The organism is Roseovarius sp. ZX-A-9 (genome assembly GCF_028369135.1).
Lineage (GTDB): Bacteria > Pseudomonadota > Alphaproteobacteria > Rhodobacterales > Rhodobacteraceae > Roseovarius.
On sequence record NZ_JAPWHW010000043.1, the window covers coordinates 1 to 12,414 of the forward strand.

Annotated in this window: 9 protein-coding genes; all 9 read left to right on the top strand. The window is 57.5% G+C overall.

The window, feature by feature from the left end:
• Positions 1 to 51: 51 nt before the first annotated feature.
• Positions 52 to 1,359, top strand: coding sequence for a recombinase family protein (locus O3306_RS21830; RefSeq protein ID WP_272011458.1), 1,308 nt, complete (start codon positions 52 to 54; stop codon positions 1,357 to 1,359).
• Positions 1,356 to 1,730, top strand: coding sequence for a hypothetical protein (locus O3306_RS21835; RefSeq protein ID WP_272011445.1), 375 nt, complete (start codon positions 1,356 to 1,358; stop codon positions 1,728 to 1,730). The genes O3306_RS21830 and O3306_RS21835 overlap by 4 nt, the downstream gene beginning before the upstream one ends.
• A gap of 198 nt (positions 1,731 to 1,928) precedes the next feature.
• Positions 1,929 to 3,251, top strand: coding sequence for an HD domain-containing protein (locus tag O3306_RS21840; RefSeq protein WP_272011460.1), 1,323 nt, complete (start codon positions 1,929 to 1,931; stop codon positions 3,249 to 3,251).
• Entirely contained in the window at positions 3,248 to 3,769 is a 522-nt protein-coding gene (locus O3306_RS21845) for a hypothetical protein (RefSeq protein WP_272011447.1), read from the top strand. Before O3306_RS21840 ends, O3306_RS21845 begins: the two co-directional genes overlap by 4 nt.
• Positions 3,770 to 3,844: 75 nt before the next feature.
• Positions 3,845 to 5,344 carry a type I restriction-modification system subunit M gene (locus tag O3306_RS21850; protein WP_272011449.1) on the top strand — a complete coding sequence of 500 codons (1,500 nt, stop codon included), beginning with the start codon at positions 3,845 to 3,847 and terminating at the stop codon, positions 5,342 to 5,344.
• Positions 5,341 to 6,849, top strand: a complete 1,509-nt coding sequence (locus tag O3306_RS21855) for a type I restriction-modification system subunit M (RefSeq protein WP_272011451.1) — start codon at positions 5,341 to 5,343, stop codon at positions 6,847 to 6,849. The genes O3306_RS21850 and O3306_RS21855 overlap by 4 nt, the downstream gene beginning before the upstream one ends.
• On the top strand, positions 6,842 to 8,053 hold the full coding sequence (locus O3306_RS21860) for a restriction endonuclease subunit S (protein WP_272011453.1): 1,212 nt from the start codon (positions 6,842 to 6,844) through the stop codon (positions 8,051 to 8,053). Before O3306_RS21855 ends, O3306_RS21860 begins: the two co-directional genes overlap by 8 nt.
• Positions 8,050 to 11,010 carry a type I restriction endonuclease subunit R gene (locus tag O3306_RS21865; protein ID WP_272011455.1) on the top strand — a complete coding sequence of 987 codons (2,961 nt, stop codon included), beginning with the start codon at positions 8,050 to 8,052 and terminating at the stop codon, positions 11,008 to 11,010. Before O3306_RS21860 ends, O3306_RS21865 begins: the two co-directional genes overlap by 4 nt.
• A 13-nt stretch (positions 11,011 to 11,023) precedes the next feature.
• Complete coding sequence (locus tag O3306_RS21870; RefSeq protein ID WP_272011457.1) at positions 11,024 to 12,055, top strand: DUF4268 domain-containing protein; 1,032 nt, start codon at positions 11,024 to 11,026, stop codon at positions 12,053 to 12,055.
• The last annotated feature ends 359 nt before the right edge of the window (positions 12,056 to 12,414 follow it).

Consider the following 12,414-nt stretch of genomic DNA (forward strand, 5'->3'; position numbering starts at 1 on the left):
GCGCTGGAACGGCTGGGTGTTCTTCGGCCTGAAAAACCATCGGAGGGGCGCATGACCAAACCGATCGTCAGAAAGTTGCGCTGCGCTGTTTACACCCGGAAATCCTCCGAGGAAGGGCTGGAGCAGGAGTTCAACAGCCTGCACGCCCAACGGGAGGCCTGCGAGGCCTATATCGCCAGCCAACGGTCGGAGGGCTGGGTACTGGTCCGCGATCAATATGATGATGGCGGCATCTCCGGCGGTTCGCTGGAACGCCCCGGCCTGAAACGGCTGCTCGCCGATGTCGAAGACGGGCTGGTCGATGTCGTCGTGGTCTACAAGATCGACCGGCTGTCGCGTTCGCTGATGGATTTTTCCAAACTGGTCGAGGTCTTTGACCGGAATGATGTGACCTTCGTCTCCGTCACTCAGTCGTTCAACACCACCACCTCCATGGGGCGGCTGACGCTGAACATTCTTCTGTCCTTCGCCCAATTCGAGCGAGAAGTGACGGCCGAGCGCATCCGCGATAAATTTGCAGCCAGTCGCAAGAAAGGCATGTGGATGGGCGGCGTACCACCGCTGGGCTACGAGGTGAAGGACCGAAAGCTGATCATCAAGGAGGCCGATGCCGCCAATGTCCGCTGGATATTCGACCGGTTCCTCGAGATCGGCTCAGGCACGGAACTGGCCCGCGAGGTCGCCAAGCGCGGCATCCGCACGCCGCGCGGCAACCGGATCGACAAGAAGTACCTGTATCGCCTGCTGAACAACCGCGCCTACATTGGTGAGGCGGTCCACAAGGGGAACAGCTATCCCGGCGAGCATGATGCCATCATCGACAGGGATGTCTGGGACAAGGTCCACGCCATCCTGAGCGTAAGCCCTCGAAAGCGTGCCGCTCGCACCCGCGCCGACACGCCTGCGCTGTTGAAAGGGCTGCTCTACGGCCCCGACGGGGCAGCCTTCTCGCCGACCCACACCCGCAAGGGCGGTAAGCTCTACCGATACTATGTCAGCCAGACGGTTCTGAAACACGGCGCCGGGTCATGCTCGGTGGGCCGTGTCCCGGCTGGTGAGATCGAAGCCGCCGTCATCGACCAGCTCCGCGCCGTGTTTCGCCAACCCGAGATTGTTGCGGGCACATGGAAAGCGACACACGCACAGGACGGCGAGATCACCGAGGCCGACGCGCGTGACGCACTGACCCAACTCGATCCGCTGTGGGATGAGCTGTTCCCGGCCGAGCAGGCACGTATTGCGGCGCTGCTGGTCGAGCGGATCGACATCAGCACCGAAGGCCTGAACGTCCGGCTCCGCGTGGACGGCCTGACCGGACTGGCACGAGAAATGATGGCCGATCTCGGGACGGCAGCATGACCCGCGCGGAGGCAGTGCCGGAAACGGTGACAGTGCATGTCCCGTTCCGTCTCGTGAAACGCGGCGGCCGCAAGGAGATGCAGCTGCCGGACGGGGCATATGGGCACAGCAAGATGGATAACACGTTGGTCAAGGCGCTGGCGCGGGCGTTTCGCTGGAAGCGGATGCTGGAGTCGGGCGAGTTCACGACCGTCGCCGAGCTGGCGGAGCGGGAGGGGATCGCGCCGTCCTACATGACGCGGGTGCTGCGGCTCACGCTGCTCTCGCCCGACATAGTCGGGGCGATTCTTGATGGGGTTCAGGTGTCAGAACTTACTTTGGGGCAGCTGCTCGAGCCATTTCCGATGGACTGGCGACGGCAACTCGCTTGACATGTCGCACCCCAAATGTTCCACTAATGTTCCTTTTCGTGCTTAGGTTTTCGTCGTTGTCGAACCGAAATGCACACGATATGGTGTTGTTAAGGCACAAATAGGTTTTCTATGGCACTTGGACCCAAGGGGCGCGCTCAGAGGATACGTGATCCGCTACACGATTTGATCGAATTCGACACTGGTCGATTCGAGCAAATGCTTTGGCGTGTAATCCAATCACCTCCATTTCAGAGGCTTCGTAGAGTAAGGCAGCTTGGTTTCTCAGAATTTGTTTATCCTGGCGCTACTCACACTCGATTTGCCCACAGTCTTGGTGTCTTTTACAACGCCCGACGGCTAATGCAGATTATTAAGCGCCATATTGGTACTGACAACTTTGATCAGTATCGAGCAGAGGCCGCCCTTACCGCAGCTCTCCTGCACGATGTTGGGCACGGCCCTTTCAGCCATTCTTTTGAGACAATCGGCAAAAGATTAGACTTGAAGTATGCCAAACACGAAGACGTAAGCGACGAGATAATTCAAAATACTGAGGTTGCGGCGATATTGGACGAGTACCATCCCGGCATGTCGATCCAAGTAGCAAATATCATTGGTGCGAAAACTCCTGCAGACATATATTCTGCAGTGGTGTCGAGCCAGTTTGATGCCGACCGCTTAGATTATATGCAGCGTGACCGACTGATGTCTGGTACGCAACACAGTGAGATTGATCTCACATGGCTAATTGCCAATCTTGAAATTGACAGCGTCCCCTTCGGAGTCGGTGAGGAAAAAGTTGGCGAAGTGGAGACCTTTGTCCTTAGTAGCAAAGCAATTTACGCAGCCGAGACATACGTTGTTGGCTTATTTCAGCTCTATCCGACAGTTTATTTCCACAAAGCTACCAGATCAGCAGAGAAGGTGTTTTTTCATCTTTTTGAGCGCGCGCTCCGGCTGTCTACGGAAGGTAATGCCGATCAGGTTGGATTGTCCGGATTGAACCCAATTGCAATGTTTGCCGAGAATCCGGATTCCCTAGCTAATGCCCTTCAACTAGATGACTCAGTTGTTTGGGGGTCTCTGAATGAGATTGGCGCATCTAAAGATGCTTCAATCTCGCAATTGGCGATTATGTTGAAAGAGCGAAAGCTTCCAAAGGCAATCGATCTCCGAGCATCTGTAATGAACGAGCTCGGGAAAAGCGCGCCACAAGAGGTGATTGAGAAGGCTATCTTGCTTTCCCGCACTGCACTGGAAGACTGGGCCACAGAGCAAGAGGCCGAAATCCCCCCAATCTGGATCGATAGCACTCAGCGGATCCCGTACAAAGAATTCCAGGAAGACACAGGCCCCCTCAATCAAATCCTAATTCGACAAAACGGAAATCTTGTAGATTTGAAAGAGGTTTCGGCAATTGTAGAAGCAATTCGCCCTTTCAGGCTAGACCGGGCCTACATTCCGTTTCCAACTGACGATCTGAAGGCGCTGGTAAACGACATAATCAAAGCAAAATCAAAGGAGGTGAAGGGAGAATGAGCACAACTACACATAGAGATATCGAGGAAGTAGTCCGTATGGTTGCGGCGGCCGATGGAGAGCTGGTTGGCAGAACTAGGCTTCAAAAGACAGCATTTCTTTTGGAGCTGGCAGGACTTGGAAGCGGCTATCGTTTTTCTTACAAGCACTATGGTCCTTTTAGCGAAGACTTGGCGTCGGCTGTAGATGTTGCCCCACTTCTCTTTGACTTCGAAGAGACTCAAAAACGCTCGGGCTGGGGCGGCACTTATTCTGTGTTTAGTTCACATGCACAATATGAAGGAGATGGGGACGACCCTTACCGGATGCTCGTTTCCGTTGCCAAGTCTGCAAATCCGATTGCCTTGGAACTGGCCGCGACAGCAGCTTACTTGGCAAGCGTCGGTGAAGCTGACCCTTGGGGCGAAACTGAGCGTAGGAAGCCAGAGAAAACAACGGATGGCAGACTTGACCTTGCCAAGACACTATACGGTCGCTTCAAGAGCTTGCCGCTTCCTGAATCGCTCCCAGACATTTAGGGTAATAACATCCACTCAGTTGTCGGTGAGCTGGCAAGCCAAAGGTCGGAAACACCATTCAACGGAGCAAAGACGATGCAAGAAAACAATGAGCTCCGAGCATCTCTTTGGGATGCAGCGAACACACTGCGTGGCTCAGCCGTTGATAGAACTGATTGGAAAGGCTACATCCTTCCTCTTTTGTTTTTCAAGCGGATCTCGGATGTCTGGGACGAAGAAACCGTTGAAGCGCAGGAAATCTATGGGGAGGCTGACCCGTCTCTCTTCCCCGAGATCCATCGATTTGTCGTGCCTGATGGCTGTCACTGGAATGACGTTCGTGAGATCGCAGCAAACGTAGGTGCCGCTCTTCATCGGGCGATGCAGGAAATTGAACGGGCCAATCCGGATACGCTGTTTCGCGTTTTTGGCACAGCCGACTGGGGTAACAAGGAAAAGTTCTCAGACGAGCTGCTGAAGGATCTAATCGAGGGCTTCTCGGACATTCGACTTGGGAACACCGCAGTCAGCACCGATGTTCTCGGCGACGCATACGAGTACCTGATCGGAAAGTTCGCCGACGTCACGCGCCGTAACAAAGCAGGCGAGTTTTACACGCCGCGTAGCGTCGTTCGGATGATGGTTGAAATCCTTGATCCCCAAGAGGGCGAAAGCATCTATGACCCGGCCTGCGGCACCGGCGGCATGCTGCTAGGCGCGATCGAGCACGTTATGCGCAAAGGTGGTGACCCGCGTACATTTTACGGCAAGATTTACGGCCAGGAGAAGAACCTGACAACGTCCGCGATCGCGCGGATGAACCTCGTCCTGCATGGGATCGAGGACTTCCAGATCGCCCGGGAAGACACCCTTCGCAGCCCGGCTTTTACAGATTCCAGCACCGGCGGAACCGCCACCTTCGACTGCGTGATCGCAAACCCGCCTTTCTCACTCAAAGAATGGGGGCGCGAGCTCTGGGAGGCCGATCCATGGGGGCGCGCCCAGTATGGCATCCCACCAGAAAGTTATGGCGACTACGCCTTCGTACAGCACATGATCGCATCGATGGCACAGACCGGAAACAGCCGGATGGCTGTGGTTCTACCGCAGGGAGCCCTGTTCAGGAAATCCGCTGAAGGCAACATCCGCCAGGCACTGCTCGAGAATGATATGATTGAGGCGGTCATCGGCCTAGCCCCGAACCTGTTCTACGGCACGCAGCTCGCAGGCTGCGTGGTCGTCCTTCGACGCAAGAAGCCGGCCGAGCGCAAGAACAAGGTCCTGATCATCGACGCCTCCAGCCTGTTCCGCAAAGGCCGCGCGCAGAACTTCCTCGACCATGACCATAGCGACGAGATCGTCTCCTGGTATCGCGCTTTCGAGGATGTCGAGGATCGCGCCAAGGTCGCCACCATCGACGAGATCGAGAAGGAAGGCTGGACGCTCAACATCTCCCGCTACGTGCTGCCGCCCATCGGCGAGGACATTCCACCGCTCCCCGAGGCCGTAGATGCGTTCAAGACGGCCCTTTCGGATGCACGGGCAGCTGAAGATCATCTGCGCAAGGTTCTGACCGAGGGAGGCTGGCTGCAATGACCGAACACCTCTCCCAGCGCGAACTCGAAAGCTATCTCTGGGGTGCGGCGACGCTGCTCCGTGGCCTCGTCGATGCCAGCGACTACAAGCAGTACATCTTCCCGCTGATGTTCTTCAAACGCCTCTCCGACGTCTGGGACGAGGATTACCAAGAGGCGCTCGACGACACCGGCGACGAGGGCTACGCGACCGCCACGGCCAATGACCGCTTCGTCATCCCCGAGGGCGCGCATTGGAACGACGTGCGCAGCGCGCCAAAGGACGTGGGGCGGGCCATGCTCTCGGCCTTCCTCGCTATCGAGGCGGCCAACCCCGAGCGGCTGCAGGGTGTCTTCGGCAACGCCAACTGGACCGACAAGGGCCAGATGCCCGATGCCACGCTCAAGAACCTGATCGAACACTTCTCCAAGCACGATCTTACGCTCGCCGCAGTGCCGGAGGACGAACTCGGCAACGGCTACGAATACCTCATCAAGAAGTTCGCCGACGACAGCGGCCACACCGCGCAGGAATTCTACACCAACCGCACGCTGGTCCACCTCATGGCGCAGATGCTGGAGCCGCAACCGGGCGAAAGCATCTATGACCCGACCTGCGGCACCGGCGGCATGCTGATCTCCTGCCTTGCCGAAGCGAAGCGGCGCGGCGGTGACACACGCACCATTGGCCTTTACGGGCAGGAACTCATCACCATCACCGCCGCCATTGCCCGGATGAACCTTGTCATCCACGGCGTGTCGGACTTCCACATCGCCAGCGGCAATACGCTCGCTAACCCGGCCTTTGCCGAAGGCGACGCGCTGCGCTCCTTCGACGTGGTCCTCGCCAATCCGCCGTATTCCATCAAGAAATGGAACCGCGGCGCGTGGGAGAAGGATGTCTGGGGGCGCAACTTCCTTGGCACCCCGCCGCAGGGACGCGCGGACTACGCCTTCTTCCAGCACATCCTCAAAGCCATGGACCCCGAAACCGGGCGTTGCGCGATCCTGTTCCCGCATGGCGTGCTCTTCCGAAACGAAGAGGCCGAGATGCGGCGCAAGCTGATCGAGGCCGATCTGGTGGAATGCGTGCTCGGGCTCGGGCCGGGGCTGTTCTACAACTCGCCGATGGAGGCCTGCGTCATCCTCTGTCGCAGCAAGAAGCCAGCCGACCGGCAAGGGCGGATCCTGTTCATCGACGCGGTGGCCGAGATCGCGCGCGAACGGGCGCAGAGCTTTCTGCGGCCACAGGATCAGGAGCGCATCCTTGCGGCCTATCAGGATTTCACCGATGCGCCGGGGTTCGCCAGCGTTGTCAGCACCGCCGATGTGCTGGCGGCCGAGGGCAACCTGTCCATCGCCCGCTATGTGAAGAAGCCAAAGCCAGAGGTGCCGGTGGGCGAGGCCGTGACCCTGACCGCCGCCTGGGACATTTTCGATGCCGAGGGGCGCGGCTTCTGGACCGGCATGGATGCGCTGGTCGATATGCTGGATGGATTAGAACCGGCGGAGGATGCCGATGCTTGAGCAGGTGATTTCAAACAAGGCTGGCTGGACCCGTGTAGCATTTGGCGATGTGGTGCGCCTTTCAAAGCTCCGGGCGAAAGACCCTGAAGCCGAGGGTTACGAGCGTGTTGTTGGGCTGGAGCATATTGAGCCCGGCGACCTGCGTATTCGCCGATGGGCCGATATTGCCGATGGCACGACTTTCACCTCAGTGTTCAAACCGGGGCAGGTTCTGTTCGGCAAGCGCCGCGCCTATCAGCGCAAGGTGGCCGTGGCCGATTTTGAAGGTGTCTGCTCGGGTGACATCTACGTCTTGGAACCGTCCAGCGATGCGCTGATGCCGGAGCTTCTGCCATTCATTTGTCATAGCGATGCGTTCTTCGATCACGCGGTCGGCACGTCGGCGGGCTCGCTGTCACCGCGCACGAACTGGACGAGCCTTGCAAGCTTCGAATTCCTACTTCCACCTCTCCAAGAGCAGGCACGATTGATGGAAGCGTTTTCAGCTGGCCGGGATGTCTTGGAGAGCGCACGACAGCTTCGGGATGCTCTGGATCGGCTTTACGACTCCGCTTCGCTCGCTGCATTTGCAAAGCCATCTCGCACCGGAATCAAACCATCGGAGTGGTTGCCTCAAGGCTGGCGAGTTGAGCTACTTGGAGACTTGATCCAGCAAGACGCACCAATTTGCTACGGCATCGTCCAAGTCGGTGATTACACTCCAGACGGAGTTAAAACCCTCGCAATTCATAACCTGTCTGGCAATTTTGTAGATAATATCCATCGTGCTCCCGTCGAAGTTGAACGGACATATCGGCGTAGTAGAGTTATCCAAGGCGATGTAGTAATTTCCATAAAGGGCACAATAGGGGAGATTGCGGTTGTTCCGGAGCACTTCTCTGGGAATCTCAGCCGAGAACTCGCAAAACTAAGATTTAACGATTCTCTGATTGACCCGAGTTTCTTTGTCCACCTTTACGCCAGCCCCGCGTTTCGTCGATATACAACCTCGCTAATCGTAGGATCTACGCGGGCCGAGTTATCAATCGACACGCTGCGGAAAATGCAGGTCCCGTTGCCGCCATTGGATCACCAAACACGTCTCGTTAATGAGCTGAACGAACTGAAAAAACGCTATCGTGACGCCGAAGCGCGATTTGAAAAAGCGAAACATCTTACCAGAAAACTCTCTGAGGCAGCATTTGCGGAGGTCGAAGCCCAATGACCTTCAACGAAGCCAACACCGTCGAAGCCTTCATCCGCGACCGTCTCACCGGGACGAGCGGCCCGGCCACCGTCACACCCGGCCTGGCTCGGCAGGGTGGCGCGATCTCCGGCCTTGGCTGGCATTTCGTGGGCCCCGCCGACCTGCCGCGCCAGTCGCAGGAGGCCCTGGTCGAGCCCTATCTGCGCGATGCCCTGATCCGCCTGAACCCCGACATCGCCGCCAATCCGGGCCGCGTGGACGATGTCCTTTACCGCCTGCGCGCCATCGTCATGAGCGCGCGCTCGGACGGGCTGGTGAAGGCCAACGAGGAATTCGGTGCCTGGATGCTCGGCGAACGCTCCATGCCCTTTGGCGCGAATGGCGAGCATGTCACCATTCGCCTGATCGATTTCGACGACATCGAACAGAACAGCTTTGTCGTCACCCAGCAGTTCACCTTCCGCGCGGGCAAGACCGAAAAGCGCGCTGATCTGGTGCTGCTGGTCAACGGCTTGCCGCTTGTCCTGATCGAGGCCAAAACACCGGTCCGCTCCAGCCAAAGCTGGCTCGACGCAGCACTTCAGGTCCATGACGATTACGAGAAGAACATACCGGAACTGTTCGTGCCCAACGTCTTCTCCGTCGCCACCGAGGGGAAGGAATACCGCTACGGCTCTGTCCGCATGCCCGTCGATCTCTGGGGTCCGTGGCGCACGGATGAAGATGTGTTGCAGTCGATGGGAGAGGTCGAAAAGGCCGTCACCGACATGCTCCGCCCCGCGATGGTGCTGGACCTGCTCGCCAACTTCACCGCCTTCGCGACGCAGAAGGGCAAGCAGCGCATCAAGATCATCGCCCGCTACCAGCAGGTCGAAGGCGTCAACAAGATCGTCGAGCGCGTCGTCGCCGGTCATGTGCGCAAGGGCCTGATCTGGCACTTCCAAGGGTCGGGCAAATCGCTGCTGATGCTGTTCGCCGCCCGCAAGCTGCGGCTGCACCCGGCACTGAAGAACCCGACCGTGCTGGTGGTGGTCGACCGCATCGACCTCGACAGCCAAATTGCTGGCACCTTCTACGCCGCTGACATGGCCAACCTGGTGCGCACCGATAGCCGCAAGGAACTGTCCGATCTGCTATCCAAGGACACCAGAAAGGTCGTCATCACCACGATCCACAAATTCGGCGAGGCCGATGGCGTGCTGAACGACCGCGACAACGTCATCGTCATGGTCGACGAGGCGCACCGCACGCAGGAAGGCGGTCTGGGTCGCAAGATGCGTGAAGCACTGCCAAACGCGTTCCTGTTCGGCCTGACGGGAACGCCCATCAACCGCGCCGACCGCAACACCTTCTACGCCTTCGGCGCCGAGATCGACGAGAACGGCTACATGAGCCGCTATGGCCTGAACGACTCGATCCGTGATGGCGCAACCAAGGAATTGCATTTCGAGCCGCGGCTCGTCGATCTGCATATCGACCAGCAGGCCATCGAGGCGGCCTATGCCGAACTGACCGATGGTCTGACGGACGAGGACAAGGACAAGCTCGGCCGTGCCGCCGCCAAGATGTCGATTCTCGTGAAGGCCCCCGAGCGCATCCAGGCAATCTGTGGCGACATCGCCAAGCATTATCTGGAAAAGGTCGCACCCAACGGTTTCGGCGCGCAGGTCGTGACCTTCGATCGCGAAAGCTGTCTGCTTTACAAGCAGGAACTCGACAAGCACCTGCCGCCTGAGACGTCTGACATCGTCATGTCGGTCAACAGCGGCGAGGATCAGTATGCCGCCTACAGGCGCGACCGGGATGCGGAAGAGAAGCTCCTTGACCGGTTCCGCGACCCCAAAGACCCACTGAAGATCATCATCGTGACATCAAAGCTGCTGACGGGGTTCGACGCTCCGATCCTGCAGACGATGTATCTGGACAAACCGCTACGCGATCACACACTGCTACAGGCGATCTGCCGGACAAACCGTCCCTATGGCGAGCAGAAGACCCACGGCCTGATTGTGGACTACCTCGGGATTTTCGATGACGTCGCACAGGCGCTGAAATTCGACGAGAAAGGCGTTCAGAAAGCCGTTTCCAACATTTCCGAACTGGCGGCGATGCTGCCGTCAGCGATCCAGAAATGCCTGGAATACTTCGCTGGCGTCGACAGAAGCCTTACCGGCTACGAGGGCCTGATCGCCGCGCAGGACTGCCTGCCCAATGACGAGCGGCGCGACGCCTTCGCCTCTGACTTCAGTATCTTGAATCGCATCTGGGAGGCGCTTTCGCCGGATCCAATTCTGACACCGCACGAGAAGGATTATCGTTGGTTGGCGCAAGTGTACGAGTCGCTGAAGCCATCAACCGGCACCGGTCGACTTCTCTGGCATCGCCTTGGCGCAAAAACCATCGAGTTGATCCACGAGAACGTCCACGTTGACGCGGTGCGAGACGACCTCGATACCCTGGTCATGGACGCGGAACTTCTGGAAGCGGTTCTCGGCAATCCCGACCCTGAGAAGAAAGCGAAGGAAATCTCCGTAAAGCTGACAGGCCGCCTTCGAAAGCACGCCGGAAATCCTCAATACAAGGCATTGGCCGAGCGACTCGAGGACCTGAAAAACCGGCATCAGCAAGGTTTGCTTCTCAGTATCGATTTCCTGAAGGAGCTGCTCAAGCTCGCAAAGGATGTCGTCAAAATGGAACGCGCAACCCCTGTCGAAGAAGACATTGATCGGGGTAAGGCGGCTCTCACCGATCTTTTCGAAGAAGCCAAGAATGGAGAGACCCCGATCATGGTTCGGCGCGTCGTCGATGACATCGACGAAATTGTTCGCGCAGTCCGGTTTGATGGATGGCAGGCCACCCATGCTGGCGAACGCGAGGTAAAAAAGGCTCTGCGACAGACCCTGTTCAAATACAAGCTGCACCAGGACGTTGAGCTGTTCGAGCGAGCTTACGGCTACATTCGTGAGTATTATTGATAGGCTGGCTATTATGACGATTTCAAAGAACGATCTTGGTCGACTTACCCGCGTCGAACTACGTGATATCTGGATCAGCGAATCCAGCGACTTCACTCCTTGGCTCGCGCGCGAAGAAAACCTAGTGGTCTTGGGCGAAGCGCTCGGTATCGACCTAGAATTAGAAGCACAGGAGAAGGCCGTTGGACCTTTCCGGGCCGACATCCTTTGCAAGGACATCGGAACCGGGGAATGGGTGCTGGTCGAGAACCAGCTCGAACGTACCGACCACGGGCACCTTGGGCAACTCCTGACATATGCCTCAGGATTGGAGGCCGTGACAATTGTATGGGTTGCCGCTCGCTTCACCGAAGAACATCGTTCGACGCTTGACTGGCTAAACAAGATCACGGACGAGACCTTCCGTTTCTTCGGATTGGAGGTGGAGCTGTGGAGGATTGGCGACTCGCCGGCTGCGCCGAAGTTCAACATTGTATCCAAGCCGAACGATTGGTCACGCTCGGTCGCGCAAGCCGCGAGAGCAATTGACGAGTCGGAACTTTCTGACACGCGGGTAAAGCAGCGAGCCTACTGGACAGCCTTCCATCAAGCCCTGGACCAAGCTGCTGGGCCCGTTTCCGGTGGCCGCAAGCCGCAGCCGCAATCGTGGATGGGATACTCGATTGGCCGAACGGGCTTCAATATTGGAGCAGTGATGATCCGTCCGAAAAGGCAGATCAGAGCAGAATTGTATATCGCAGGCGACCAAGCGAAGGCTTTCTTTCATCTACTCCGCGAACAACAGCAAGCCATTGAACAAGAGCTCAACTATCCACTCGAATGGGAGGAACTACCCACGCGGCGCGATAGCCGCATCTCGATTTATTTGACGGATGTCGATCCGGACGACGAGAGCGATTGGCCTCGGCAGCACGAGTGGCTCGCTGCCAAGGTCAACGATTTTCACAGAGTATTCCTCGCTCGCTTGCGAGATTTGGATGCCGAGGACTGGCAGCAAGATCGCGAAGTCGGCGCTTCGACCGGCGCTTCTCAGATTCCAGAGTAGAGAGAATGCGAACGAATTTCAGAGTTCGATTTCAGTCCCGTTTGGGGAACGCCACTGGCCTCGAAGTGCTTAGCCGTCGGCATGAAAGGTATACGCATTTTCAGCACCTTACAGAAAATTCACCAAACTTGTTCAGGCAACAGGTCCAGAGAATATCGGCCCGGAGAGAACACCTTTGGGCATGCTGACCCAGGTGCCGGTTAACAGCCCCTCCCGCATAACCCTTGAATATAAGGGAAAAATTCGGCCGCAGCCGGATCGGGAGAAACGTTTTCCTAGGGTAAGTGGCGGAGGGAACGGGTCTGGCGTCGAACCCTCTCCACATCGAGACATTGATTTTACATTTTTAGTTTTCGCGC

Coding starts and splice junctions, on each gene's coding strand:
- O3306_RS21830 (WP_272011458.1), top strand. CDS start 52: ATGACCAAACCGATCGTCAGAAAGTTGCGCTGCGCTGTTTACACCCGG.
- O3306_RS21835 (WP_272011445.1), top strand. CDS start 1,356: ATGACCCGCGCGGAGGCAGTGCCGGAAACGGTGACAGTGCATGTCCCG.
- O3306_RS21840 (WP_272011460.1), top strand. CDS start 1,929: ATGCTTTGGCGTGTAATCCAATCACCTCCATTTCAGAGGCTTCGTAGA.
- O3306_RS21845 (WP_272011447.1), top strand. CDS start 3,248: ATGAGCACAACTACACATAGAGATATCGAGGAAGTAGTCCGTATGGTT.
- O3306_RS21850 (WP_272011449.1), top strand. CDS start 3,845: ATGCAAGAAAACAATGAGCTCCGAGCATCTCTTTGGGATGCAGCGAAC.
- O3306_RS21855 (WP_272011451.1), top strand. CDS start 5,341: ATGACCGAACACCTCTCCCAGCGCGAACTCGAAAGCTATCTCTGGGGT.
- O3306_RS21860 (WP_272011453.1), top strand. CDS start 6,842: ATGCTTGAGCAGGTGATTTCAAACAAGGCTGGCTGGACCCGTGTAGCA.
- O3306_RS21865 (WP_272011455.1), top strand. CDS start 8,050: ATGACCTTCAACGAAGCCAACACCGTCGAAGCCTTCATCCGCGACCGT.
- O3306_RS21870 (WP_272011457.1), top strand. CDS start 11,024: ATGACGATTTCAAAGAACGATCTTGGTCGACTTACCCGCGTCGAACTA.